Origin of the sequence: Salinicola sp. DM10 (assembly GCF_017306975.2) — a bacterium.
Classification (GTDB): Bacteria; Pseudomonadota; Gammaproteobacteria; order Pseudomonadales; family Halomonadaceae; genus Salinicola.
The window spans coordinates 149,618-173,318 of record NZ_JAFLEN020000002.1; the positions used below are offsets into that span (position 1 = coordinate 149,618).

General features: G+C 66.6%; 23 protein-coding genes. 13 read left to right on the top strand and 10 right to left on the bottom strand.

The genetic code is table 11. The features are described 5' to 3' along the window. The first annotated feature begins 58 nt into the window (after positions 1-58). Positions 59-1,441, top strand: a complete 1,383-nt coding sequence (locus J0A90_RS09460) for an L-serine ammonia-lyase (protein WP_035474926.1) — start codon at positions 59-61, stop codon at positions 1,439-1,441. A 269-nt stretch (positions 1,442-1,710) separates the two neighbouring features. Beyond that, the gene (locus tag J0A90_RS09465; RefSeq protein ID WP_233076667.1) at positions 1,711-2,445 is read left to right on the top strand and encodes a Crp/Fnr family transcriptional regulator; all 735 of its coding nucleotides are present in this window, start codon (positions 1,711-1,713) and stop codon (positions 2,443-2,445) included. A 48-nt stretch (positions 2,446-2,493) separates the two neighbouring features. Here the strand turns inward: J0A90_RS09465 and J0A90_RS09470 are convergent, their stop codons facing one another. Beyond that, positions 2,494-3,471: a LysR substrate-binding domain-containing protein gene (locus J0A90_RS09470; protein WP_233076668.1), complete on the bottom strand. Its 978-nt coding sequence runs from the start codon at positions 3,469-3,471 to the stop codon at positions 2,494-2,496. Between the two features lie 163 nt (positions 3,472-3,634). On the opposite strand from J0A90_RS09470, the gene J0A90_RS09475 reads away from it, so the two are divergent. After that, positions 3,635-4,744 carry an S-(hydroxymethyl)glutathione dehydrogenase/class III alcohol dehydrogenase gene (locus J0A90_RS09475; RefSeq protein WP_035474924.1) on the top strand — a complete coding sequence of 370 codons (1,110 nt, stop codon included), beginning with the start codon at positions 3,635-3,637 and terminating at the stop codon, positions 4,742-4,744. 279 nt (positions 4,745-5,023) lie between these two features. After that, positions 5,024-5,881: an S-formylglutathione hydrolase gene (gene fghA / locus J0A90_RS09480; RefSeq protein WP_106418334.1), complete on the top strand. Its 858-nt coding sequence runs from the start codon at positions 5,024-5,026 to the stop codon at positions 5,879-5,881. Between the two features lie 75 nt (positions 5,882-5,956). On the opposite strand, the gene J0A90_RS09485 is transcribed toward fghA, so the two are convergent. Then, positions 5,957-6,889: a CysB family HTH-type transcriptional regulator gene (locus tag J0A90_RS09485; protein ID WP_207035133.1), complete on the bottom strand. Its 933-nt coding sequence runs from the start codon at positions 6,887-6,889 to the stop codon at positions 5,957-5,959. A gap of 291 nt (positions 6,890-7,180) precedes the next feature. Between J0A90_RS09485 and J0A90_RS09490 the strand changes: the two genes are divergently transcribed. Next, positions 7,181-8,119, top strand: a complete 939-nt coding sequence (locus J0A90_RS09490; protein WP_207035131.1) for an ABC transporter substrate-binding protein — start codon at positions 7,181-7,183, stop codon at positions 8,117-8,119. A gap of 31 nt (positions 8,120-8,150) precedes the next feature. Here the strand turns inward: J0A90_RS09490 and J0A90_RS09495 are convergent, their stop codons facing one another. Beyond that, positions 8,151-8,963, bottom strand: a complete 813-nt coding sequence (locus J0A90_RS09495; protein WP_207035129.1) for an alpha/beta hydrolase fold domain-containing protein — start codon at positions 8,961-8,963, stop codon at positions 8,151-8,153. 108 nt (positions 8,964-9,071) lie between these two features. On the opposite strand from J0A90_RS09495, the gene mtgA reads away from it, so the two are divergent. Together mtgA and J0A90_RS09505 are read left to right on the top strand one after the other, a co-directional pair. Beyond that, positions 9,072-9,779 (top strand): monofunctional biosynthetic peptidoglycan transglycosylase, encoded by a 708-nt coding sequence (gene mtgA / locus J0A90_RS09500; protein WP_207035127.1) that lies wholly within the window; start codon positions 9,072-9,074, stop codon positions 9,777-9,779. Positions 9,780-10,061: 282 nt separating this feature from the next. Continuing rightward, on the top strand, positions 10,062-10,991 hold the full coding sequence (locus J0A90_RS09505; protein ID WP_207035125.1) for a Gfo/Idh/MocA family protein: 930 nt from the start codon (positions 10,062-10,064) through the stop codon (positions 10,989-10,991). 118 nt (positions 10,992-11,109) lie between these two features. Here J0A90_RS09505 and J0A90_RS09510 read toward each other — a convergent pair whose 3' ends face one another. From J0A90_RS09510 to J0A90_RS09525, 4 genes are all read right to left on the bottom strand, one after another. Then, positions 11,110-12,411: a TRAP transporter large permease gene (locus tag J0A90_RS09510; RefSeq protein WP_207035123.1), complete on the bottom strand. Its 1,302-nt coding sequence runs from the start codon at positions 12,409-12,411 to the stop codon at positions 11,110-11,112. A 59-nt stretch (positions 12,412-12,470) separates the two neighbouring features. Next, the gene (locus J0A90_RS09515) at positions 12,471-13,031 is read right to left on the bottom strand and encodes a TRAP transporter small permease (protein WP_207035121.1); all 561 of its coding nucleotides are present in this window, start codon (positions 13,029-13,031) and stop codon (positions 12,471-12,473) included. Between the two features lie 62 nt (positions 13,032-13,093). Then, on the bottom strand, positions 13,094-14,092 hold the full coding sequence (locus tag J0A90_RS09520) for a TRAP transporter substrate-binding protein (RefSeq protein WP_207035119.1): 999 nt from the start codon (positions 14,090-14,092) through the stop codon (positions 13,094-13,096). Between the two features lie 75 nt (positions 14,093-14,167). Beyond that, positions 14,168-15,130 carry a LysR family transcriptional regulator gene (locus tag J0A90_RS09525; RefSeq protein ID WP_207035118.1) on the bottom strand — a complete coding sequence of 321 codons (963 nt, stop codon included), beginning with the start codon at positions 15,128-15,130 and terminating at the stop codon, positions 14,168-14,170. Positions 15,131-15,447: 317 nt separating this feature from the next. On the opposite strand from J0A90_RS09525, the gene J0A90_RS09530 reads away from it, so the two are divergent. From J0A90_RS09530 to J0A90_RS09540, 3 genes are all read left to right on the top strand, one after another. Further along, positions 15,448-16,200, top strand: a complete 753-nt coding sequence (locus tag J0A90_RS09530) for a 5-oxoprolinase subunit PxpA (protein WP_207035116.1) — start codon at positions 15,448-15,450, stop codon at positions 16,198-16,200. Next, positions 16,197-16,910: an allophanate hydrolase subunit 1 gene (locus J0A90_RS09535; RefSeq protein ID WP_207035115.1), complete on the top strand. Its 714-nt coding sequence runs from the start codon at positions 16,197-16,199 to the stop codon at positions 16,908-16,910. The genes J0A90_RS09530 and J0A90_RS09535 overlap by 4 nt, the downstream gene beginning before the upstream one ends. A 74-nt stretch (positions 16,911-16,984) precedes the next feature. Further along, positions 16,985-17,917 carry a biotin-dependent carboxyltransferase family protein gene (locus J0A90_RS09540; RefSeq protein ID WP_207035113.1) on the top strand — a complete coding sequence of 311 codons (933 nt, stop codon included), beginning with the start codon at positions 16,985-16,987 and terminating at the stop codon, positions 17,915-17,917. An 86-nt stretch (positions 17,918-18,003) separates the two neighbouring features. On the opposite strand, the gene J0A90_RS09545 is transcribed toward J0A90_RS09540, so the two are convergent. Continuing rightward, the gene (locus J0A90_RS09545) at positions 18,004-18,456 is read right to left on the bottom strand and encodes a DUF4174 domain-containing protein (protein ID WP_207035111.1); all 453 of its coding nucleotides are present in this window, start codon (positions 18,454-18,456) and stop codon (positions 18,004-18,006) included. A 259-nt stretch (positions 18,457-18,715) separates the two neighbouring features. Between J0A90_RS09545 and J0A90_RS09550 the strand changes: the two genes are divergently transcribed. From J0A90_RS09550 to J0A90_RS09560, 3 genes are all read left to right on the top strand, one after another. Next, entirely contained in the window at positions 18,716-19,633 is a 918-nt protein-coding gene (locus J0A90_RS09550; protein WP_207035109.1) for a MurR/RpiR family transcriptional regulator, read from the top strand. A 148-nt stretch (positions 19,634-19,781) separates the two neighbouring features. Continuing rightward, positions 19,782-21,077 carry a pyridoxal phosphate-dependent aminotransferase gene (locus J0A90_RS09555; RefSeq protein WP_207035108.1) on the top strand — a complete coding sequence of 432 codons (1,296 nt, stop codon included), beginning with the start codon at positions 19,782-19,784 and terminating at the stop codon, positions 21,075-21,077. A gap of 181 nt (positions 21,078-21,258) precedes the next feature. Continuing rightward, on the top strand, positions 21,259-21,639 hold the full coding sequence (locus J0A90_RS09560; protein WP_207035106.1) for a DUF4168 domain-containing protein: 381 nt from the start codon (positions 21,259-21,261) through the stop codon (positions 21,637-21,639). Between the two features lie 224 nt (positions 21,640-21,863). On the opposite strand, the gene J0A90_RS09565 is transcribed toward J0A90_RS09560, so the two are convergent. Both J0A90_RS09565 and J0A90_RS09570 read right to left on the bottom strand, forming a co-directional pair. Beyond that, entirely contained in the window at positions 21,864-22,406 is a 543-nt protein-coding gene (locus tag J0A90_RS09565; RefSeq protein ID WP_207035104.1) for a PRC-barrel domain containing protein, read from the bottom strand. Between the two features lie 309 nt (positions 22,407-22,715). Then, positions 22,716-23,597 (bottom strand): AEC family transporter, encoded by an 882-nt coding sequence (locus J0A90_RS09570; RefSeq protein WP_207035102.1) that lies wholly within the window; start codon positions 23,595-23,597, stop codon positions 22,716-22,718. Positions 23,598-23,701 lie beyond the last annotated feature (104 nt).

Consider the following 23,701-nt stretch of genomic DNA (forward strand, 5'->3'; position numbering starts at 1 on the left):
ATCGGTTCTCGCAACGACGCTTTCTGATTCCAGTGCGACGCTCCCAGGGGAGACGACCATGACCTTCAGCGTGTTTGACCTGTTCAAGATCGGCATCGGGCCCTCCAGCTCACACACCGTGGGCCCGATGCAGGCAGCACACACCTTCGTCACCACGCTGCGCGAGCATGCGCTGCTGCAGCCGGTCAAACGTGTGCAGGTCACACTCTATGGCTCGCTCAGCGCCACCGGCAAGGGCCACAACACCGACAGCGCGGTGCTCGGCGGGCTGATGGGCGAGCAGCCGGTGAGCGTCGATCCCGACGAACTGGCGCTCAAGCTCGCTGCCGTCGAGCGCGATCATCGCCTGTCGCTGGCCGGCGTGCATGCCATCGACTTCGATCCCGCCCGCGACGTCGAGTGGTGCGACGAGATCCTCGACTACCACACCAACGCGCTGCGCCTGGTGGCCAGCGATCGTCGCGGCGCGACGATCTACGCCAACACCTACTACTCGGTCGGCGGTGGCTTCGTGGTCGACGAGGAGCAGGCCGAACACGGCGAGAGTGCCACCCGCGGCGTGCGCCTGCCGTTCCCGTTTCGCAATGCCGTGGAGCTGCTCGAGATCTGTCGCCGCGAAGAACTCTCGATCAGCGACGTGATGCTCGCCAACGAGAGCGCCTGGCGCAGCGAGGCCGAGACCCGCGCCGGGCTGTGGCGCATCTGGGAAGCGATGAAGGCCTGCGTCGACAGCGGCCTGGATCAGCAGGGCGTGCTGCCGGGTGGTCTCAACGTGCGTCGGCGCGCGCCCAATCTGCACCGACGCCTGATGGCCCTGGACGACGACAAGGGGCTGATCGCCAGCACCTTCTCGGCGATGGACTGGGTCAACCTCTTCGCCCTGGCGGTCAACGAGGAGAACGCTGCCGGGCGGCGCATGGTCACCGCGCCCACCAATGGCGCGGCGGGCATCGTCCCGGCGGTGCTGCACTACTACATGAAGTTCCAGCCCGGGGCGTGCGAGAAGGATGTGGTGCGCTTTCTGCTGGCGGCCGCGGCGATCGGCATCCTGTGCAAGACCAATGCTTCGATCTCCGGCGCCGAGGTCGGCTGTCAGGGCGAGGTGGGGTCGGCCTGCGCGATGGCCGCGGCAGGGCTGGCCGAGCTGCTCGGCGGGACGCCGGCGCAGGTCGAGAACGCCGCCGAGATCGGCCTCGAGCACAATCTCGGGCTGACCTGCGACCCGATCGCCGGGCTGGTTCAGGTACCCTGCATCGAGCGCAATGCGATCGCCTCGGTCAAGGCGATCAACGCCGCCCAGATGGCGCTGCGCGGTGACGGCGAGCACTTCGTCTCGCTGGACAAGGTGATCCGTACCATGCGCGACACCGGTCGCGACATGCAGGACAAGTACAAGGAGACCTCGCGCGGCGGCCTGGCGGTCAACACCATCGAGTGCTGAGCGCCCGGACACTGCCCTTGGCCACGCTGACAGCGATGCCGGTGAAGGCGATATCAACGGTGATAAGGAAATTGAGCTAGAGCTGTGCCACTATCAAATCCCTGAATCCAGGAGTCCCTGCAGCGAGAGCGTCGGCGCGGCCACACACCGTGCCTGGGGCTTCTCGGGGCAGTCTGGTGTGCGTCGCGCGATCGGTGATGATGACTCGCTGTCGTCACGCTGGATAGCGCGCGCACCCTGTTGCGGGTTAGACCACAAGGCCAAGGGAAATGAGCAAAGACAGCTGCATCATTCGTCACTTCAAGCACTACGGTGAAATTTCCGAGAACGACGAGGCGCTGCTGGCGGATCTGGAGAAGAGCCCGAGCGAGGTCAAGGCCGATCAGATCCTGTGGCAGGAGGGCGACAGCGCACGTGAGTTCTGCACCTTAAGCCGCGGCTGGGCCTACTCCTTCCGGCATATGGAGGATGGCTCGCGTCAGATCCTCGAGATCTATCTGCCCGGCGACATCATCGGCCTGCGCGAGTTTGCCTTCAAGGATCGTTTGACCGGCGTCGCCATGCTCGAAGATGGCGTCATCTGCCACTTTCCGCACCGCCGCTTGATCAATGTCTTTCGCGAATCGCTGACCCTGTCGGCGATCTTCTTCGCCATCTCGTCGCACCAGCAGGCGCTGCTCACCGAGCGGCTGGTCAACCTGGCCCGGCGCAGCGCGCGCCAGCGTCTGGCCCATCTGATCTACGAAATGTACGTGCGCCTGGAGCGCACCAACGCGCGCGATGGCAACAGTATTCGTCTACCGCTGTCGCAGCAGCATCTCGGCGACGCGCTGGGGCTTTCGTCGGTGCATGTCAGCCGGACTCTGACCACCTTCCGCGAGGAGGGGCTGATACTGCGCTCGCGCCAGCGCATCGAGCTGCCCGACCCGGCCGCGCTGGCACGCGAGGCGGAGTTCGGCGACGCCTATCTCAACGACGGCATCGATCACTTCTTCAACCACTGATCTCGACCGCGAGCCGGTGCCTGCCCTACAGGCGGTCGGCACCGGCCATCACGGCGCTGCCATCCTGGCCGAGTCACGATCTACACCACCATCTCCACCATCTCCACCATCTCCAACACCACCTCCTCCATCACCGCTGGCCCAGCCGGCGATGGTCGCCGGTAGTCGCGCGACCAGGAAGTCGACCAGCAGTCGGATCTTCGATGACAGTTGGCGATGGCGCGGATAGACCGCCCACACGGCGGTGTCGGTGAACTGGTAGCGGTCCAGCACCGAGATCAGCTCGCCGCGCCCCAGCGCCGGCTCGACGTAATAGTCCGGCAGCTGGGCCAGGCCGATACCGCGGCGCGCCGCGTCCAGCAGCGCCGGCCCCGAGTTGCCGCGCCAGTTGCCGGAAACGCGAATCTCGCGCTGCATACCGTCGACCTGGAACAGCCAGCTGTCGCGCGAGCCGCTCAGGCAGTTGTGGTGGGAAAGCTCCGACAGGCTGTGCGGGGTCGAGACGCGCTGGAAGTAGGCCGGGGAGCCGACCACGTATTCGCGCCGCTCGCACAGGCGCCGTGCCAGCAGGCTGGAGTCCTTGAGCACCCCCATGCGAATGGCGATATCGAAGCCCTCGTCGATCAGCGCCACGGCGCGATTGGTGAAGTGGAGCTGGACATCGAGCTGGGGATGGCGGCAGTGGAACTCGTTGACCAGTGGCGCGATGTAGCGCTCGCCGAAGGTGGTGGCGCAGCTGATCGCCAGACGCCCCTGGGGCAGCGGCTGCAGCGCATTGAGCGCATCCTCGGCTTCACGGAAGCCGTCGAGCAGCGAACGGCAGTGCTCGTAGTAGACCGCGCCGCCGTCGGTCAGACGGATCTGGCGCGTGGTGCGGTAGAGCAGCGGTGCGCCGAGGCTCTGCTCCAGCTGGCTGACCAGACGGCTGACGTGCGAGCTGGAGACCTTCAACGACTCCGCGGCACGGGTGAAGGTGCCCAGCCTGACCACGGCGACGAACGCCTCGATCCCCTCCCAGCGCGACATGACGACTCCTCGATTATTGCTGTGCAGCAATGATTATGTGCATTTCTTCAGATTTATTGCCAGCCGGCGAGCGTCTAGACTGCGTGCAAGCCTAATCAAAGATGATCGCCAGACCTCGCCTTGGCGAGGTGAGCGACTCGCCCCCCTCAAAGGAGACCAGAAGATGAAATCGCGTGCTGCCGTAGCCTGGGAAGCGGGCAAACCCCTCTCCCTCGAAGAGATCGACGTCCAGGACCCCAAGGCGGGTGAAGTGCTGGTACGCATGGTCGCCACCAGCGTTTGCCATACCGACGCCTACACGCTCTCGGGCAAGGATCCGGAAGGGCTGTTCCCCTCGGTGCTGGGTCACGAGGGTGCGGGTATCGTCGAAGCGGTGGGCGAAGGCGTGACCGGCCTGGTGCCCGGCGACCACGTCATCCCGCTCTATACCGCCGAGTGCGGTAAGTGCAAGTTTTGCCTCTCGGGCAAGACCAATCTGTGCAGCTCGGTACGCGCCACCCAGGGCAAGGGCCTGATGCCCGACGGCACCTCGCGCTTCTCCCTCGACGGCAAGCCGATCCATCACTACATGGGCTGCTCGACCTTCTCCGAGTACACCGTGCTGCCCGAGGTATCGCTGGCCAAGGTCTCCAAGGAAGCGCCGCTGGACAAGATCTGCCTGCTCGGCTGCGGCGTCACCACCGGCATCGGTGCGGTGCTCAATACCGCCAAGGTCGAGCCGGGCGCCACGGTCGCGGTGTTCGGTCTGGGTGCGATCGGCCTGGCGGTGATCCAGGGCGCGCAGATGGCCAAGGCGTCGCGCATCATCGCCATCGACGTCAACCCGGACAAGTTCGAGCTGGCGCGCCAGTTCGGTGCCACCGAGTTCGTCAACCCGAAGGATTACAGCGACCCGATTCAGCAGGTGATCGTCGACCTGACCGATGGCGGCGTCGACTACTCCTTCGAGTGCATCGGCAACGTCAACGTGATGCGCTCGGCGCTGGAGTGCTGCCACAAGGGCTGGGGCGAATCGATCATCATCGGCGTCGCCGGGGCCGGCGAGGAGATCTCGACGCGGCCGTTCCAGCTGGTGACCGGCCGGGTCTGGAAGGGCTCCGCCTTCGGTGGCGTCAAGGGCCGCAGCGAGCTGCCGGGCTATGTCCAGCGCTATATGGATGGCGAGATCAAGATCGACGAGTTCGTCACCCATGACATGGCCTTCGACCAGATCAACGAGGCGTTCGAGCTGCTGCATGCGGGCAAGAGCATCCGCACCGTGCTGCACTTTTAATACGGGCCCGAAACTGCCCGAGTGATACGCGCCCGAAGCTGCGCGAAAGGCGTTCGACACGCGCCCGAAGCCGCGCGCAAGGCGTTCGACACGGGCCGAAACTGCCCGAGTGATACGGGCCCGAAACTGCCCGAGTGATACGCGCCCGAAGCCGCGCGCAAGGCGTTCGACACGGGCCCGGAACTGCCCGAGTGATACGCGCCCGAACTCGCGTGAAGCACATTTGAGACGTGCCCAACCCACCGGCGGTGAAACCGCCGGTGCTGCCAGGAGAAAACCATGTCGATGAGCGAGCAGTTGGAGCTGGTCTCCGCCACCAAGAGCTTCGGTGGCTGGGTCAAGCGCTATAAGCACTACTCGCGGGCGCTGGATTGCGACATGATCTTCGCGATCTATCTCCCGCCGCAGGCCGAGGAGGGCCGGGTGCCGCTGATGTGGTGGCTCTCCGGGCTCACCTGCACCGATGAGAACTTCATGCAGAAGGCGGGGGCACAGAAGACCGCCGCCGAGCTGGGTATCGCCATCGTCTGCCCGGACACCAGCCCGCGTGGGCTCGACCTGCCCGGCGAGCACGACAGCTACGACTTCGGCTCCGGCGCCGGGTTCTATCTCAACGCCAAGCGCGAGCCGTGGTCGCGCCACTACCGCATGTACGACTACGTCACCGAGGAGCTGCCCTCGGTAGTGCGGCTGCACTTCCCGGTCAATGGCCGCGAGTCGATCAGCGGCCACTCCATGGGCGGTCACGGTGCGCTGGTCCTGGCGCTGCGCCAGCCGGGGCGCTACGCCGCGGTGTCGGCGTTCGCGCCGATCGTCAACCCGACGCAGGTGCCCTGGGGCCAGAAGGCGTTCGAGCACTATCTCGGCGAGGATGTCGGCCTGCGCACCCAGTACGATGCCTGCGAACTTGTGGCCAAGGGGTCGTCGCGCCAGCCGCTGTTCATCGATCAGGGTGAAGCCGACAACTTCCTCGACGAGCAGCTCAAGCCGGAGCGCCTGGAAGCCGTGTGTGAAGAGCACGATCACCCGCTGACGCTGCGTCGTCATCCGGGATACGATCATAGCTACTTCTTCATCGCCAGCTTCATCGATGACCACCTGCGCTACCACGCCGAGCGGCTCCACGCCAAGCGCTGAGCGTATCGGCCAGCGCGCTGGCATCGACTCGCGGTATCGCGCGATAGCGGCCCTCCAGAGGGCCGCTTTTTTTGCCTAGTCGCGGCGGCCACCGAGCGCACGCTGTACCGTATCCTCGTCGAGATCATCGCTGCACAGTTGTAGAAATGCGTAGGCGAAGGCGTGCAGGAAATGGCCACGGCGCAGCGCGAGGTAAGTGGTGTTGCGGGGAAACAGCGTCCGCCCCGAGAGCAGGGTCAGGCCGCGATCGCGCTCGTCGCTGTAGGCCAGCGAGGCGATCACGCCGATGCCCAGGCCGAGCTCGACGTAGGTCTTGATCACATCCGCATCCAGTGCCGTGAGCACCACGTTGGGCACCAGCCCCGCGGCCTGGAACGCCTGATCGATACGCGTGCGCCCGGTGAAACCCTCGTGATAGGTGACGATGGGATAGTCGGCGATATCCTCGAGTCGCAGGTCCTGCTTCTGTGCCAGCGGGTGGCCGGTGGGAACGACGATGCCGTGATGCCAGTGGTGGAAGGGAAAACGCACGAACGACGAACCCTCCTCGTTGACGCCCTCGGTGGCGATGCCGATATCCACGCGCCCGCTCTTGAGCAGCGAGACGATCTCCGACGGGCTGCACTGGTGGAGTTCCAGGTTCACCTTGGGAAAGCGCTCCTTGAACTGGGCCACGATCGGCGGCAGCGAGTAGCGCGCCTGGGTGTGGGTGGTGGCGATGGCGAGCCGGCCCTGATCCTGGTTGGCCAGCTGCTGCGCCGAGCGTTTCAGGTTCTCGGCGTCGAGCAGGATGCGCTCGATCGTCTCCAGCAGAGTGCCTCCGGCGGTGGTCAGGCCGAGAATGCGCTTGCCACGCCGCTCGAACAGTTCGATCCCGAGCTCCTCCTCGAGATCGCGAATATGCTTGCTCGCCCCGGACTGCGAAGTGAAGAGGGCGTTAGAGGCGTCGGTCAGGTTGAAGCGCTGGCGCACGGTCTCGCGCACGATGCGTAGCTGCTGGAAGTTCATGGCGGGCTCGATGGCGGTCTATGTCCGCGAGGATAGAGCGAGTCTTTCAGGCGCATAAATAGATTATCTTCATAACCATATCGGCTTTCGGTTTCGTGTTTTATTCGGCTGGAGCATATGAGAAGCGATCAAGCGTGATGAGAGAGACCTTGGCTGGCCATCGTCGTCGAGGCGCTCGACCGCGCGTCCTGTGTCCGTTAGCGCTTACCCCGTGTCGCTTGGCGTCAAGTCGTAACGCTCGATTGCGTCACAGTAGGCGGGTATCCGACAACAACACCGAGGAACGCCCGCATGCGAAGACTCACGCTGCCGCACTACTGCCTGACGCTCACCACGCTCGGCCTGCTCGCCGCCGGCCCGGCACATGCCGATCTCGATCAGGTGCGTTTCGGTGTCTCGCCCTGGCCCGGGGTCACGGTCAAGACCGAGATCGCCGCTCAGCTGCTCGACGCCATGGGCTACCGCACCGAGCAGAAGGAGCTGGCGGTGGGAGTGATCCTCAACGGATTGGCCAACGGTCAGCTGGACGCCTACCTGGGCAACTGGTATCCGGTGCAGCAGGAGATGACCGAGCCGCTGCTCGAGTCGGGGCGTCTGGCCCACGCCGCGGCCAATATCAGCAATGCCAACTCGGGGCTGGTGGTGCCTGCCTACGTGCACGAGGCAGGGGTCGACAGCGTGGCCGATCTCGACCGCTACCGCGAGCGCTTCGGTGGCAAGATCCAGGGCATCGAAGCGGGGACCGGCATCAACGACGCCATCTTGAAGGCGATCGCCGAGGACAAGGCCGGGCTCGGCGACTGGCAGCTGCAGGAGAGTTCCACCGCGGCGATGCTGGCCTATGCCGGGCAGAAGATCGCCGACCACGAGTGGGTGACGTTCGTCGGCTGGGAGCCGCACTGGATGAACGTCAACTACGACCTCTACTACCTGAAGGATGCCGACGACAGCGGTGTCGCCGATATCGTCAGCACGGTGTGGACCCTGGTCCCGGGCGGTCTCGAGCAGCAGGATGCCAATCTCTATCGCTTCTTCTCCCAGTACCGGGTCGACATCGCCGACCAGAACGACTGGGTCTACCAGTACAGCCACGAAGAGCGCCCCGCGGACGAGGTGGCCAGCGAATGGATCCAGAGCCATGAGGCGACCGTGGCCAAATGGCTCGAGGGCGTCACAGCCAAGAACGGCAAGCCGGCGATCAACGCGGTCAGGGCTGAGTTCGCGAACTGAGTGGCGTTCTTCCACGGATCGGCATGCGCGTTCAGCTGAGGCGTGCGGCCAGCGCCTGGCAGAACGCCTGCCAGGCCGCGCGCATCGCCGGCAGCTCGGCGTGACCGTGCAGCGCCGAGTGGACCATGCCGGGTGCGCAGCGATAGCCCACCTCGGCGCCGGCCTGGCGCCACGCCGCGACCGCCGCTTCCAGCGGGCGGGTGAGCGGGTCGCGTGCCACCGCCAGCACCTCGATGACGGGCGTCGGCGCGCATTCGGCGGGGATCGCCGGCACCGCGGCGGCCACGCTCTGCCATAGCGCCAGGATATCCGCGCGCGACAGCAGCGGGGCGTCGTCGCCCAGCGTCTCTGCGGTGGGCGCACCCACCACCGGATAGATCAGCCCCAGTACCCCCTGCCAGCCGCGGTGGGCAACATCGATCGCCAGGCGCCCGCCGGCGCTGTCGCCGACCACTGCCAGCGGCGTACAGGTATCGGTCACTGCCACGCAGTCGCCCAGTGCCTCGGCATAACTCACCTCGGGCACGCGGCGATAATCCACGCTCACCACCTCGCGGCCGAGACGCGCGGCCAGATCGGCGGTGATGCCGTGGTGGCTCGCCGCCGACCCCAGGTTCCAGCCGCCGCCATGCAGATAAACGACACAGCCGCTCTGCGCGCCGCGGGGCGTGAAGCGGCGCACGTCCACCCCCACAATTCGCGTATCCTCGACCCGCAGGCCCGCCGGGTCGGGCGGCCGCCGTTCGCGGTGCAGACGCTCGTAGGCCGCGCGGCGCTCGGCGAGCGGAGCGTCGGGCTCGGCGTCCAGGCGCTCGAGGCGACGGATGAAGGCGTCGATCGACATGCGGCTACTCCTCTTGGCGGGGGCCGATCCCACGATAAGGCGCCGCCATCCCCTGCGCTAGCCACACGTTGCTATACTGTGCGCCTTTGACCGACGTGAGCCACACGCATGCAGACAGGCTGGCCCCGCAAGCTGTTGCGCTACTTCTTGATCGCCATTGCCGCTTTCGTCGGCCTGTCGGTGTTCTTCGTCCTGGTGTTCCGCTTCGTGCCGGTATTCGGCTCGATGGTGATGGTCGAGCGCAAGGTAGGGTCCTGGCTGCACGGCGACAATCTCGAGATCCAGCAGCAGTGGACACCCTGGGCGCGGCTCTCCGACAACGCCAAACTGGCGGTGATGGCAGGGGAGGATCAGCGCTTTCCCGATCACTGGGGCTTCGATACCGACCAGATACGCCGCGCGCTCACCTCGTGGTCGGATGGTGGCGATCTGCGCGGTGCCAGCACCATCAGCCAGCAGACCGCACGCAACCTGTTCCTGTGGACCGGGCGTAGTTGGGTGCGCAAGGGGCTGGAAGCGTGGTTCACGCTGCTGCTCGAGGCGCTGTGGCCCAAGCAGCGCATTCTCGAGGTCTATCTCAATATCGCCGAATGGGACACCGGGGTGTTCGGCCTGCAAGCCGCCGCCGAGCACTATTTCGGCACCTCCGCGGCCAATCTGAGTGTCACCCAGGCCAGCCGGCTGGCGGCGATTCTGCCCAACCCGCGCGGCTGGAGTGCCTCACGGCCCTCGCCCTATGTGCTCCAGCGCGCGGCCTGGATTCAGCGCCAGATGCGCAATCTCGGCGGCACTGCCTTTCTGCAGCGAATCGAGTGAGCCACCGGCAGCGCGACGATCGTTTGGCTTTGCTGCTGCCAGGGCCGCAAGCGAAAGCTCTCGATCAAAAGCTCCCGGCCGAAAGCTCTCAACCAAGAGGTGATTGGAGCGGGTGGCCGAGGATGTCATGATCGGCAGCGCCGGGCCGTTGCGAAGGTGACGCGTGGCCACTGGCATGTCAGATAGCGTCCGGGCCAGCTCGGGTCCGGAAGAGTCGCGCGCCGGCGTCGGGCGCGCGCTGGGTATCGTCCACGCATCACGTCAGCGGGAGAGTTTCACCCCATGGATACCATTCGTCTCGCCATCGTCGGGTACGGCAAGATCGCCCGCGATCAGCATCACCCCGCCATCGACGCCAACTCCGCCTATCGGCTGAGTGCGGTCGCCAGCCGCAACGCCGCCGTGCCCGGGGTCGCGCATTTCGAGACGCTGGAGGCGCTGCTCAAGGAGGGGCCGACGGTCGACGCCGTCGCTCTCTGTACCCCGGCCGGCGTGCGCACCGCCCAGGCGCGGCTGGCGATGTCCCACGGCAAGCATGTGATGCTCGAGAAGCCGCCGGGGGCGACCCTGGCCGAGATCGAGACGCTGCGCGAAGACGCTGCACGCAGCGGCGTCACCCTGTTCGCCAGCTGGCACTCGCGCCACGCTCACTGCGTGGCGCCGGCGCGGCGCTGGCTGTCGACGCGCAAGATCCAGCGGGTCGATATCGAGTGGAAGGAGGACGTGCGCGAGTGGCATCCCGGGCAGGCGTGGATCTGGCAGCCGGGCGGCATGGGCGTGTTCGACCCCGGCATCAATGCGCTGTCGATCGCCACCGCCATTCTGCCGCGGCCGTTCCATCTGATCGATGCCCAGCTGCAGGTGCCGGGCAACTGCCAGACCCCCATCGCCGCCTCGCTCGATTTCGTCGACGGGCTCAAGGTGCCGATTCACGCCGAGTTCGATTTCCGCCAGGTCGGCACGCCGCCGATCTGGGAGATCCACGTTGAGACCGATGACGGCCGCCTCACCCTCGAGGCCGGCGGCAGTCGCATGCGAGTCGACGGTGAGCTACTCGAAGAGGGTCCGGATGCCGAATACGCCGGGCTCTACGAGCGCTTCGCCGGACTGATCGGCCGCGGCCAGTCGGATGTCGATGTCAGCCCCTTCCGCCATGTCGCCGATGCCCTGATGCTGGGGTATCGCCATTCGATCGAGGATTTCATCGAGTAGCTCGCCCGGCGGGGCGGCGACAGGCTGTCGCCGGACGCAAGATAAAGACGCCCCCTGCGGCTAGGCCGCAGGGGGCGTTTTGCGTCACGGCTGCTCGATGGCTACCGTGCCGAGGGGGTCAACGATTCATCGCCTGGGGCAGGTAGAGCACGATCTCCGGGAACAGCCGCAGCAGCAGAATCGCCAGCAGCATCAGCAGGAAGAACGGCAGCGTCGCCTTGGCGATGGTGAAAATGTTCTTGCCGGTCAACCCCTGGATCACGAATAGATTGAAGCCCACCGGCGGCGTGATCTGCGAGATCTCCACCACGATCACCAGATAGATGCCGAACCAGATCGGGTCGATGCCGGCGGCATTGATCAGCGGCATGATGATCGCGGTCACCAGCAGGATCAGCGAGATACCGTCGAGAAAGCAGCCCAGCACCAGCAGGAACAGCGTCAGCACCACCAGCAGCAGGTTGGGCGAGAGCCCCATGTCGGCGATGGCGGTGGCCAGCTGGGTAGGCAGCTGGGTGAAGCTCATCGCCGAGGAGAGGAACGAGGCGCCGGCGATGATGAAGGCGATCATGCACGAGGTGCGCAGCCCGGCGAACATCGAGTCGAGGAAGATCCGCCGGTCGAAGTGGCCGTTGAGCCGCGCGATCAGCATCGACAGCACCACGCCCACCGCCGCGGCCTCGGTGGGCGAGGCGACGCCGCCGTAGATGCTGCCGAGAATACCGCCGATCAGCGCCAGCAGCGGCAGCAGGCGCCAGCTGTTGCGCAGCTTCTCGCCCAGCGGCATCGATGGCTCGGCGTGGCCGGCACCGCCGCGGCGACCGGCGCTGAGCGACCACACCACCAGATAGAGCATGAACAGCGCCAGCAGCAGTAGCCCCGGGCCGATACCGGCCATGAACAGCCGCGAGATCGACTGCTCGGTGACCACGCCGTAGACGATCATCATGATCGAGGGTGGGATCAGCAGGCCCAGCGTCGAGGCGCTGGCGAGCGTGCCCACTGCCAGGGTGTCGCTGTAGCCGCGGCGCTCGAGCTCCGGCAGGGTCATCTTGCCGACCGTGGCGCAGGTCGCGGCGGAGGAGCCGCATACCGCGGCGAACAGGCCGCTGCCGATGATATTGGCGTGCAAGAGCCGGCCCGGCAGCCGGTTGAGCCAGGGCGACAGCGCGCGGAACATGTTGTCGGCGAGTCCCGAGCGGAACAGGATCTCGCCCATCCATACGAACATCGGCAGCGCGGTCAGATCCCAGCCGTAGCTGGCGCCCCAGAAATCCGAAGCGAGAATCGGCCCGACCTCGAAGCTGGAGAAGCCGGTCAGTGCCAGCCAGCCGGTACCGAGCAGGGCAAAGGCGATCCAGACGCCGCCGCCGAGCAGCAGGGCCAGGGTGAACAGTGTGGCGAGGCTGAGCGTCAGCATGCGAGGCCCTCGAAGTCAGCGAACGAAGCGGTGGCGGGAGTCAGCAATGGCATCGCGTGTCACTCTCCGCCGTGGGCGTCGTCGCCCGGTGCCACATAGGCCGCCGGGGCGGTGACGGCCTGACGCAGGGTCGCCAGCAGCGCTTCGGCCAGCGCCAGGCACAGCAGCACGATGCCGCTCACCAGCACGCTCTGCGGAATCCATAGCGGGATCGCCATCAGCCCCGAGGAGACATCGCCGTAGTCGAGGCTCTCCCGGACCAGGCCGATCAGTTGCCATACCAGCAGGCCGCTCAGCGCCAGCGAGATGGCCAGGCAGGCCGCCTCGAACCACACCCGCAGCGCCGGCGGCAGGCGCCCGATCAGCAGGGTGACGCGAATGTGCGCGTGATGAGTGAAGGTGTAGGCCAGGCTCAGGAAGGTCGCGCCGACCAGCAGATAGGCGGCGATCTCGGAGACGCCGCTGATCTCCAGGCCCAGGCGGCTGGCGCCCACGGCGTTGAGCAGGGCATCCAGGCAGCGCAGCAGCACCTGCAGGGTCACCAGAGCACAGATCGAGATCATGCAGGCGGCGGCGCCCCAGGCGCCGAGGCGGTAGAGCGGGTCGAGTCGGAACGTCATCGCGCTAGCTCAAGCAGTGGGGTGATAACAAGGACCCATCGGGAGATGGGTCCTGAGGGGGCTTACTGGGACTGCTGGGCCTGGCGCTCGCGGTAGCGTGTCACCAGCTCCTTGGCCTGATCGCCGGCGCGGGCCTGCCAATCCTCGAACAGCTGCTGACCGGCGGCCTTGAGCTCCTGCTGGAGCTTGTCACTGGGCTGGCTGATGGTGATGCCGTGGGCCTCCAGCGCCTTGGCGCTCTTGGCGGCATCCGCCTTGCTCATCATCCAGCCGCGCTGCTCGGCCTTGGCGGCGGCGTCGAGCACGGCCTGGCGGGTATCCGCGTCGAGGCGGTCGAAGGCGCGCTTGTTGACGAACACGATGTTCTTGGGCAGCCACAGCTTGGCGTCGTTGTAGTTCGAGACGTAGTCCCACGCCGACATCGAGTTGCCGGTGGAGACCGAGGTGATCATGGCGTCGACGCGGCCGGTGCTGAAGGCGGTGGGGATGTCCGCCTCCTCGGTCTGGGTGGGGATGCCGCCCAGGTTCTCGACGAAGCGCTGGGTGTTGATGTTGGGCGCGCGCACGCGCAGGCCCTGGAACTGCGAGGCGTCGGTCAGGGTGAAGTCGGTATAGATCCCCTGGGCCGGCCACGGCACCGCGTAGAGCGGCATCAGCCCCTCCTTGGCGAACAGCTCGGTGATGATCGGCTTGGACGCCTGCCACAGGTCGAAGGCGTCCTGATAGCTGGTGGCGAGGCCGGGCAGGGTATCGACCTCGTAGATCGGCGACTCGTTGGAGAGAATGGAGAGGAACACCTCACCTGCCTGTACCGTGCCGCGGCGCACCGACGGCTTGATCTCGGCATGGCTGATCAGCGAGCCGCCACTGTGGACATTGATGGTCAGTTTGCCGTCGGTGGCGGCGGCGACATCCTCGGCGAACGCCTTGGTGTTCTGGGTATGGAAGCTGGCATCGCCGTACGGCGTGGCGAGGTTCCACTGCTCGGCGAAGGCCGGCGTCGACAGGCTCAGGGCGCCGGCGGTGGCCAGCATGCAGAGGGAAAAGACGCGATTGGGCATGGTGCAGTCCTGATTATTATTGAATGAACGACATCCGAATCATTCTTCAAGCAGGCCGCCGATGGCGTCAAATCGTTAATTCTTATCCGCAGTATCGGTCCAGACTTTCACCCTCGGCAGCGGCGTCTGGGGCTGCTCGGCATCCGCCCGGAAGTAGTCGGCGGCGCAGGCCTGGGCCAGCTGCGATACCCGACGGCAGAAGCTGGGGTAGTTGCTGGTGCGCCAGATGGCGTCGTAGACCATCGCCGGCAGCGGGCTCGGCAGGTCCAGCCGCAGCAGTTCGCCACGCGCGCAGGCGTCGGCCACGGTGGTGACCGGTAGCGAGCCGATGCCGACACCGTCGACGCTCATGCGCACGATGGTCATCAGCGTGGTCGAGCAGTGGATCTTGGGGTCCTCGATGCCCTGTTCGGCGAGATAGGTCACCAGCTCGCCGTAGGGGCGGGCGAGCTTGCTGAACGACACGAAAGGAAAGCGCGACAGCGCCGCGTTGCCACCGCCCTCCAGTGCGGCGCGGTGCTGCGGCGCCACGAACAGGCCCATCTCGTAGGTCGCCAGCGGCAGCTGCTCCACCGCCAGGTTGGGGGCCACCCCATCCATGGCGAAGATCATGTCGAGATCGTTGTCGGCCAGGCGCTGCTGCAGGTACGGCGAGATGTCCACGGTCAGCTCGATGGTCAACTGCGGGTGGCGCTCGGCCAGACGATTGAGGAAGGCGTTGAACCAGCTGTGAGCGATGGTCTCGATCACTCCCAGGCGCAGCGTACCGGAGAAGTCTTCCTGGTTCTGGAACAGGCGCAGCGCCTCCTCGCGGCTCTCCAGCAGGCGCTCGGCATGGGCGTAGAACTCGCGCCCGCGCAGGGTCGGCTGCACCGGCCGCGCCGAACGGTCGAGGAGCGACTCGCCCACCGAGGCTTCCAGCCGCGTGATGCGGTCGGAGATGGAAGGTTGGGTCAGATGCAGGCGCGTGGCGACCTTGCGAAAGGAGCCCAGTCTGACCACCCAGACGAAGGCTTCCAGCTCCTTGAAATCGAACATGCAGGGCCCTCGAACAGACACAAAAGGTGATCGATTCTTGGGCGGCGGGGCGCAGGCGTCAACCGAGAGAGGTATCGGCGCGTCAACCACCCGATAGGCCCGGGCATGAAAGGTTGCGCCGATACTGCGCATCGCGAAAAACGATTGGACCCTGACGTCAGCGCTTTCTTACAGTGCCATCAGGCAGCACCACCCAGCGTGATAACGCAAAGTCATCACCGCTAGCCTCAACGACAAGCCATAACGACAAGCCATAACGACAATCCATAACAACAAGTCACGACAGCGAGTCATGACGACAGCCAAGAGGTGATTCGATGCGCGTCCCCCTGCTCAATTGCGACATGGGCGAGAGCTTCGGCAACTGGTCCCTGGGGCTCGACGAACAGGCGATGCCCTACGTCGACTGTGCCAATATCGCCTGCGGCTTCCACGCCTCCGACCCCGACGTCATGCGCCGCACGGTGGCGCTGGCGATCGCCCATGACGTGCGTATCGGCGCGCATCCCGGCTATCCCGATCTGGTCGGCTTCGGCCGCCGCTCGCTGGCCTGCTCGGCGGCGGAGGTGGAGAACCTGATGCTCTATCAGATCGGCGCCCTGGAAGGGCTGTGCCGGGCCGAGGGCGGGCGGGTCAGCTACGTCAAGCCGCACGGTGCGCTCTACAACGACATGGCCCGCGACCCCGAGCTGCTGCGCGCGGCGATGCGTGCCATCGTGCGCTACGACTGCGAGCTGCCGCTGCTGGTGATGTCCACCGCCGACCCCGCTCCAGCGCGGGCGCTGGCGGCAGAGATGGGCGTGACGCTGTGGTTCGAGACCTTCGCCGACCGTGCCTACGACGCCGATGGCCATCTGGTCTCGCGGCGCCAGCCCGGGGCGGTCCACCATGCGCGTGAGACCATCGTCGCCCAGGCGGTGACTCTGGCCCGGGGCGAGGCGCTCACCGCCAGCGATGGCAGCGCCCTGACCCTGGCCGCGGATACCCTCTGCGTGCATGGCGACAACGCCGAGTCGGTGGCCGCGGTCAAGGCGATCCGCGAGGCGTTCCAGGCGCTGGAGGACGCATGAGCCAGGCACCCACGCCGCGCCTCGAGACCGTCGCCATGGACGCGCTGATGGTGCGTCTGTTCTCGCGCATCGACGAAGCCAACATGCCCTGGACCCTGGCCGCCGACAGCGCCCTGCGCGAGCGTTTCGGGGCCGCGCTGATCGATCTGGTGCCCTCCTATACCACGCTGCTGATCCACTACGACGTCGCTCGGCTCACCCACGCCGAGGCGCGTGAGCTGGCGCTTTCGGCCCTCGACGGTCTCGCCCCGGCGGCGGCGAGCACAGCACGCGAGCACGTGATTCCGGTGTGGTACGACCCCAGCGTCGGCCCGGAACTCGAGACCATCGCCGCGCGGCTCGACATCTCCCCGCAGGAGGTGGTGCGTCGCCACTGTGCGCGGGACTACTGCGCCTTCGCTCTGGGCTTCGCGCCGGGCTACGCCTTCATGGGGCTGGTCGAGGAGTCGCTGGCCACGCCGCGGCTCGAGACGCCGCGCCAGCGCGTGCCGGCGGGCAGCGTCGGTATCGCCGAGCGCCAGACCGCGATCTACCCGATGCGCTCGCCGGGGGGCTGGAACATCCTGGGGCGTACCGCGGTCAAGCTGTTCGACCGTGAGCGCGAGGAAATCAGCCTGTTCCAACCCGGCGACCGGGTGCGTTTCGAAGCGATCGATCGCGCCACCTTCATCGATCAGGGCGGCGACGTCACGCCGATGGAGGAGCGCTGATGGCCGGGTCGCACAACACCGCCGGTCGGCAGACGAGTGCACAGCCGACCGCCGGGCAGCAGACAGGAGCGCACATGGCGCGGGAAGCGAAGGGCGGTGCGCTGGTAGTGGCCGAAGCCGGCCCCCAGGCGCTGGTGCAGGACCACGGGCGTTTCGGCGTGCGCCATCTGGGCGTGACCCAGGGCGGCGCGCTCGACTGGGTATCGTTGGGCTGGGCCAACTGGCTGCTCGGCAATGTACCCGCCGCCGCGGGTCTGGAGATCGCCGTCGGCGGGCTGACGCTGGAAGCCCAGTCGCGGCTGACGCTGGCCCTGGCGGGGGCGGACCTGGGCGCGCGGCTCGACGATACCCCGATCGCGCCCTACACCGTTTTCGTCATCGAGCCCGGCCAGCGGCTGGTGTTCGAACGGCCCGTCCACGGCCTGCGGGCATATCTGGCACTGCCCGGCGGCATCGCCGCCGCGCCGGTGATGGGCAGCCTCGCCAGCGTGATGCGCGAACAGTTGGGCGGTCTCGACGGCCAGGGCCGGGCGCTGGCCAAGGGCGACCGAGTCGTCGCCCGCCAAGCCGAGTGCCAGCCGCGCCGGCTCGACACGCCGCCGGACCCGGCCGCCTCCGACGTGCCGCTGGCGCTGGTCACCGGCGCCCAGATCGCGCATTTCGACGGCGCCAGCCTGTTCGAGGCCTTCAATCGGACATGGCAGATCGACAGTCGCGCCGATCGCATGGGGGTGAGACTCACCGGGCCGGTGCTGCGCTGCCGGCTGGGGGGGATGATCTCGGAGGGCATCCCTCTGGGGGCGGTCCAGGTACCGCCCGACGGGCAGCCGATCGTGCTGCTCAACGACCGTCAGACGGTGGGCGGCTACCCCCGGCTGGGCGCGTTGTCGCCACTCGCCTGCGCGCGGCTGGCCCAGTGCCAGCCGGGGGAGGGCATACGCTTCGCGGCGGTCACGCCGCAGCGGGCGCGACGCGACTATCTGGCCCAGCTCGCCCGCTGGCAGTGATCCTTCGCGGGCAGTGATTTGTCGCGAGCAGTGATTCCCAGCAAGCGACAGTGCGCCGGCCATGGCCGGCGCGCCGCTTTCACGCCTCAGCCCTTTGCGCGGCGCATCGGCATGCGATCGATGGTGTCGTAGATCTGCTGGAGATCGACCTCGCCCCGCAGCTCCACTTTCTTGCCGCCATCCTTGCCCACCAGGATGGTGGTCACGCCGCGGCTCGGGTCGACCCCGAGCGCCTCGATCAGCGCCCGGGTCTCATAAGGCGTCATCGCCACGCCGTGGCGTGTCCCCTGGTCGCCCTCCACCGTGTAGAGCAGCATCTCGCGTTCGTCGAACTGCGCCTGACTCGCCGCCAGCTGGCGGCGCAGGTCACGGTAGGCGGGCGCCTGGGCATCGGGGGTGACCACGATCAGCGGCCGAAACTGCCAGCGGTCTGTGATCAGTGGGTTGGCCGGGTCGGCACCTTGCGCGCTCTGCGCCTGGGCGTTGCCGATGAGCGTGGCCGCGGCCAGCGCGAGGGTAGCGATCTTCCAGACTTTCATGGCGATATCTCTCCTGGGTGAGCCGTCGCGTTCACCCGCGGGCTCGAGACTCGATCAAGTTCGGGTGGCGCGAATCACCGACCTGGACCATGTGTGTAGAGCCCGGGCGTGCATTCGCGGTCCGACGATGGTGTGCTGTGATACAGCCTAACGTGTCTCCGTCACGGCGGGGAGCGCCCAGCGCCGGGGAAGATGTGCAAATAAATTTGCAAAAATGGAAATCAGGAGTTAGCGTCACTTCATCACAGGGAGGACGGTCATGACCGCCACCACCGCTTTCGAGATGCCCCCCAGCTCCATAGCCGCGCTCCAGGCGCTGGCGATCGCCGCACGCCGCGGCGAGGCTCAGGCCCCCAAGCTCACGCCCGGCGCGCTCAAGCTGCTGGAGCAACTGCTGGGCGACCCCGAGTCGGCCGCCAGCTTGAGTATCTCGGCGCTGGCCGAGCGCAACGGGGTCAACGCCTCCAGCCTGACCCGTCTGGCCCACGCCCTGGCGCTCGGTGGCTTCAAGGCGCTGCAGGCGCTGTTTCGCGCCGATGCCGCCAGCGGTGCCTTTTACTCCACCCGTGCCGAGCGCCTGCTCGATCTCAGCCACAGCGCCGCGAGCGAGGCTCGTGGTCCGCAGCAGCAGCAACTGTGGGACGAGGAGTCGAGCAATCTGGCGCGGACTCAGGAGCACCTGAACGAGAAGCAGCTGGCGCGAGCCGTACAGGCACTGATCGAGGCGCGGCGTATCCATGTGGTCGGGCAGCGTGCCTGCTTCGCCGGGGCCCACTATCTCGCCTACTACCTCGGCTATCTGCGCGGCGACGTGCGCCTGATCGACTCCCTCGGCGGCACCAATCTGGAGCTTTCGCGGGAGCTCGGCGAGGGCGATCTGGTGGTCGGCATCGCCTACCGCCCCGAGACCCGGGTCAGCGTGGATTACTGCCAGCAGGCGCAGGAGCAGGGGGCGCGGCTGCTGGCGTTGACCAACCATCCGGCATCACGCGTGGCCGAGATGGCCTGGCTGACCCTGGTAGCCCAGTCCCAGGGGCCGTTCTTCTTCAACCCCATGGGCAGTCTGTTCGTCATCATCGAAACGCTGCTGGCGCGCATGGCGCATGACATGGGCGCTGATGCGGTGGCCTCGATCCGACGTCGCGAGGCCATGATCGCGCGCTGGCAGGTGGAGTGAGCCGGGGCCGCCGTCGGGCTTTCGGCCACCACCACGCACCGTCGCACGCAGCAGCTACCTGGCATCCCTTACCTGGCATCCCTGGGGCTGCATTCGCCCCCGTTGCCCCCGACCCCGTTACACCCACCTATCTAGGAGCAACCCGCGCATGACCGCTTCTCCCGGGCTCGCCGCCGAGCATCTGGCCGCCGCCTACCGGCAAGACGCCAACGCCACGCCGGCATCGGACACGCTACTGATCAACGAACAGTCACGCCTGCGCGAGTCGCAGGGGCAGCGGATCGTCAAGTTCGGTTTCGGTCAGTCACCGTTCCCGGTCTTTGGGGCGGCGGTGGAGGCGCTCTCCACTCATGCCGCCAGCAAGGCCTATCTGCCGGTACAGGGGCTGGCGGCGCTGCGTGAGCAGGTGGCGGCGTTCCATCGCGAGCTCGACGCCACCGAGTGGCTGGCGGAGCGGGTGCTGATCGGCCCCGGCAGCAAGCTACTGCTGTTCGCCCTGATCAAGGCGCTGCCAGCGGCCGAGATCCTGATTCCGGCGCCGGCCTGGGTCTCCTATGCGCCACAGGCGCGCCTGGCGGGGCAGCCCGCGGTCAAGCTGGAGGCGAGCTTCGCCTCGCGCTGGCAGATCTCGCCGCAGCAGCTCGACGCTCACTGCCGCGCCGGCGGCCCGCGTACCCGCCTGCTGATCCTCAACGCCCCGGGCAACCCCACCGGGCTGTCGCCGGATGCCGAGCATCAGGCTGCGCTGGCTGAGGTGGCGCGACGCCACGGCATCATCGTGCTGGCCGACGAGATCTATGCCCCGCTGCACCACCAGGGCGCCCATCGGGCGTTCGCGCGCGACTACCCCGAGGCCACGGTGACCACCAGCGGTCTCTCCAAGTGGTGTGGCGCCGGTGGCTGGCGCCTCGGCGTGATGCAGGTGCCGCCGGCGCTGGGCGAGGAGCTGATGGCGCGACTGCTGGGCATCGCCTCCGAGACCTGGTCGAGCGTGGCCAGCCCGGTGCAGGAAGCGGCCTGCGTCGCCTATCGTCACACGCCGCAGCTGGACGCCTATCTTCAGCGCCAGCGCGCCTGGCTTTCGCTGATCGGCCAGTGGTGCAGTGGCGAACTCAATGCCGCGGGCATTCGCGTCCACGCTCCGGACGGCGGCTTCTATCTGTTCCCCGATTTCGAGGCGCAGCGTGAACGGCTTGCGGCACGTGGCATCCATACCAGCGCCGAGCTCACCGCCCGCCTGCTCGAGGAGACCGGCGTGGCGCTGCTGCCCGGGTCGGCCTTCGGCTGTGCGCCCACGCAGCTGACTGCCAGGCTGGCCTATGTCGACTTCGACGGCGAGCAGCTCCTGGGTCAGGACCCGGCGCGGCTCGAAGCGCCGCTGCAGGTGGCGGCGCTGGCCCGGGTCCGCGACGGTATCCACGCCCTCGTCGAGTGGCTATCCTGAGAAGGGTGTCTGCCGCCGCCGGCATGAGCGAGGCTGCTGGCCGATGGCCGCAGCGTTTTCTCGGCCTATCGGAGGCGCAGGACACATTTCATTGCCGAGAGAAACACTTCTTACGGGAACTCTCGGCCATGTGTGACATCCCAATTAGGCACATGCAGCAAATCGACTTCTGGAGGATTGAATGCAACGGATCACTGCGTTTCTCGCGGCAGCCATGATGACCACCGGTCTGGCCAGCGCCCCGGTCATGGCCCAGGACACCGCCGACAGCGCCGCCAAGACCCAGGCGCCGGCGAAAAACTTCTCCGACGAGCAGCTGCAGCACTTCGCTGATGCCTCGCAGCAGATCGCCTCGATCTCGCAGGACTACACCGAGCAGCTGCAAAATGCCTCCGACGAAGGCCAGCAGCAGAAAATTCGCCAGCAGGCCAACGACGAGATGGTCGAGGCCGTGAAGGACAACGAGATGAGCGTCGAGCAGTTCAACGCCATCGGGCAAGCCATCCAGCAGGACCCGCAGCTGATGCAGCGGGTGCAGGGCATGGTGCAGAAGAAGCAGTAAGCGACGCTCACCAGCGCCTGAAGCGCCCCGCCTCGGATTCCCCGGGGCGGGGCGCTCTGTTTTGGGGCTTGGCGTTGTGGGATTCCGGCAGGCTGGGGTTCAGCGGCGTACCGGGACTTCCGTGAAGGACATAAAAAAACCGCCGATCACAGAATCGGCGGTCTGGTTTCGGCAACCCATGAGGTCATCTCATGTCATCGCACCTCATGGGCTGCGACGACGGCTCAGTTGTTGCCGTCGATGGCGTTGCTGGCATCACGCAGCAGGTTGGAGGTGGCCTCCTTGGTGCTCTGCCAGGCGCTGGAGGCGCCCTGCTTGGTCTGCTCCCAAGCCTGCGCGGCATTGGTCTTGGCCTGCTGCCACCAGTCGTTGGTGTACTCGGGCTGCTGCTTCAGGGCACCCTGGTCGAGATCCAGCACCACGCGGTACTCGATGTCGTCGAGATTGTCGGCGTGAACCGTTTCGACGGTGAAGTCACCCTTCTGGACCACAAATTCCCGATCGCCCATGTCGAGCACGCCACCGGCTTCGATCACCAGCGCCTGCACGCTCATGTCTTCGCCCAGCAGGATGTCTTCGACATCGCCGATGTCGTCCTTGGGTGCACTCTTCAGATAGACGTCGGCGTCCATCAGCTCCCCGGCGGAGTAGAGGCCCTGCAGGTCATGCTTGGCGGTGTCCTGGGCCAGGGCGGCCTGGGACATGGCGGCGGAGCCGGCGACCAGCGCGGCGGCACCCAGAGTCTGCTTCCATGACAGTTTTTGCATCTTCGTCTCCTTGCCTGAAGGCTCCATTGACGAACCAATATCCTTGGCAACCTGCGGTAATGCTTTGAAAAACCGCCAGATTACGTACTGTAATATAGTCGTTGAGTGGGCCTTTGCAAGGTGCCTGCGAGCTTAGGGAAACGCTGAATAAATCGCCGAACGAGATGAAGGGCAAGGCGCCCGGAACGTAGAGAGCGAGACATAACATGGGGTTAGGCGAGCTTTCGACCGGGCTGGCGTTCCAGTACCGCGTAACGCAGCCATGCGCTGGGGACGCCGAGTCCGTGCAGGCATTTATGCAGTGATTCCTTAGCTCGGCAATAGGAACGCCAGCTCCAGCGGCAAATAAACGAACGCCAGCAGCGTCGAGCAGAACACCAGGCTGGCGACATACTCCGGCTCGCGCCGGGCGCGCTGGGCGAACAGATAGTTGTAGACCGCCACCGGCATGCTCATCTGCAGCGCCAGGGCGCTGGCGGCGAGCGGCGGCAGGCCGAGCAGGGCGGCAATGCCGAAGGAGAGCCCCAGAGCGATGGGCACCCGGCACAGGGTGAAGATCAACCCGGAGGAGAGGTTGCGCGCCTGGATGCTGGCCAGCGAAACCCCCAGGGTGATCAGCATCAGCGGAATTGTCAGCCCGGAGAGCAGATGCACGGTGTTGCCGAGCCAGGCCGGCAGCGGAGTGCCGCTGAGCAGAAACAGCAGGGAGAGGGCGATGCTGTAGAGCGTGGGATTTTTCAGCAGCGCCTTCCACGGGTTGCCCCGTGACGCCATCATCATGCCGACGGTGAACTGGATCAGCGCATTGGCGACCCAGGCGGTCATGGCGTAGGTGAAGCCGGCATGGCCGAAAGCGTAGAGCGATACCGGCAGCCCCATGTTGCCGGTGTTGGGGTACATCATGGGCGAGAGAATCACCCGCCACGACTTGTTCAGCAGCCGCGCCACGCCCAGGCTCGCCAGCGCCAGCCCGGCGAGCACCAGCAGGGTCGCCAGCAGGGTCATGCCGAAGTCGCCCGGGTCGACATCGGCATTGGCCAGCGAGGCGAGCACCAGCGCCGGGGTGCCGACGTTGAACACCAGCTTGGTCACGAACTCGGTGGGGTAGCTGTAGCCGAGTCGAATCCAGCCGAAGCCGATGCTCGCGCCGGCCAGCACCGGCGCCATCACGGCGAAGAGTTGAGCGAGCATGCGGGCGTTTCCCCATCAGCGGTGACGATACGACCCGGGCACAAGGCCGGCAGGGTCCAGGCGCGCCATTGTCGTCAATCCCGCGGCGGCGTCAATTCGCAGCC

Bases quoted from the DNA above. Each gene is read 5' to 3' on its own strand.
- J0A90_RS09485 (WP_207035133.1), bottom strand. From the start codon at position 6,889: ATGAACTTCCAGCAGCTACGCATCGTGCGCGAGACCGTGCGCCAGCGC.
- J0A90_RS09515 (WP_207035121.1), bottom strand. From the start codon at position 13,031: ATGACGTTCCGACTCGACCCGCTCTACCGCCTCGGCGCCTGGGGCGCC.
- J0A90_RS09510 (WP_207035123.1), bottom strand. From the start codon at position 12,411: ATGCTGACGCTCAGCCTCGCCACACTGTTCACCCTGGCCCTGCTGCTC.
- J0A90_RS09490 (WP_207035131.1), top strand. From the start codon at position 7,181: ATGCGAAGACTCACGCTGCCGCACTACTGCCTGACGCTCACCACGCTC.
- J0A90_RS09550 (WP_207035109.1), top strand. From the start codon at position 18,716: ATGACCGCCACCACCGCTTTCGAGATGCCCCCCAGCTCCATAGCCGCG.
- J0A90_RS09505 (WP_207035125.1), top strand. From the start codon at position 10,062: ATGGATACCATTCGTCTCGCCATCGTCGGGTACGGCAAGATCGCCCGC.
- J0A90_RS09520 (WP_207035119.1), bottom strand. From the start codon at position 14,092: ATGCCCAATCGCGTCTTTTCCCTCTGCATGCTGGCCACCGCCGGCGCC.
- J0A90_RS09525 (WP_207035118.1), bottom strand. From the start codon at position 15,130: ATGTTCGATTTCAAGGAGCTGGAAGCCTTCGTCTGGGTGGTCAGACTG.
- J0A90_RS09465 (WP_233076667.1), top strand. From the start codon at position 1,711: ATGAGCAAAGACAGCTGCATCATTCGTCACTTCAAGCACTACGGTGAA.
- J0A90_RS09530 (WP_207035116.1), top strand. From the start codon at position 15,448: ATGCGCGTCCCCCTGCTCAATTGCGACATGGGCGAGAGCTTCGGCAAC.
- J0A90_RS09560 (WP_207035106.1), top strand. From the start codon at position 21,259: ATGCAACGGATCACTGCGTTTCTCGCGGCAGCCATGATGACCACCGGT.
- J0A90_RS09470 (WP_233076668.1), bottom strand. From the start codon at position 3,471: ATGTCGCGCTGGGAGGGGATCGAGGCGTTCGTCGCCGTGGTCAGGCTG.
- fghA (WP_106418334.1), top strand. From the start codon at position 5,024: ATGTCGATGAGCGAGCAGTTGGAGCTGGTCTCCGCCACCAAGAGCTTC.
- mtgA (WP_207035127.1), top strand. From the start codon at position 9,072: ATGCAGACAGGCTGGCCCCGCAAGCTGTTGCGCTACTTCTTGATCGCC.
- J0A90_RS09555 (WP_207035108.1), top strand. From the start codon at position 19,782: ATGACCGCTTCTCCCGGGCTCGCCGCCGAGCATCTGGCCGCCGCCTAC.
- J0A90_RS09570 (WP_207035102.1), bottom strand. From the start codon at position 23,597: ATGCTCGCTCAACTCTTCGCCGTGATGGCGCCGGTGCTGGCCGGCGCG.
- J0A90_RS09545 (WP_207035111.1), bottom strand. From the start codon at position 18,456: ATGAAAGTCTGGAAGATCGCTACCCTCGCGCTGGCCGCGGCCACGCTC.
- J0A90_RS09460 (WP_035474926.1), top strand. From the start codon at position 59: ATGACCTTCAGCGTGTTTGACCTGTTCAAGATCGGCATCGGGCCCTCC.
- J0A90_RS09565 (WP_207035104.1), bottom strand. From the start codon at position 22,406: ATGCAAAAACTGTCATGGAAGCAGACTCTGGGTGCCGCCGCGCTGGTC.
- J0A90_RS09475 (WP_035474924.1), top strand. From the start codon at position 3,635: ATGAAATCGCGTGCTGCCGTAGCCTGGGAAGCGGGCAAACCCCTCTCC.
- J0A90_RS09535 (WP_207035115.1), top strand. From the start codon at position 16,197: ATGAGCCAGGCACCCACGCCGCGCCTCGAGACCGTCGCCATGGACGCG.
- J0A90_RS09495 (WP_207035129.1), bottom strand. From the start codon at position 8,963: ATGTCGATCGACGCCTTCATCCGTCGCCTCGAGCGCCTGGACGCCGAG.
- J0A90_RS09540 (WP_207035113.1), top strand. From the start codon at position 16,985: ATGGCGCGGGAAGCGAAGGGCGGTGCGCTGGTAGTGGCCGAAGCCGGC.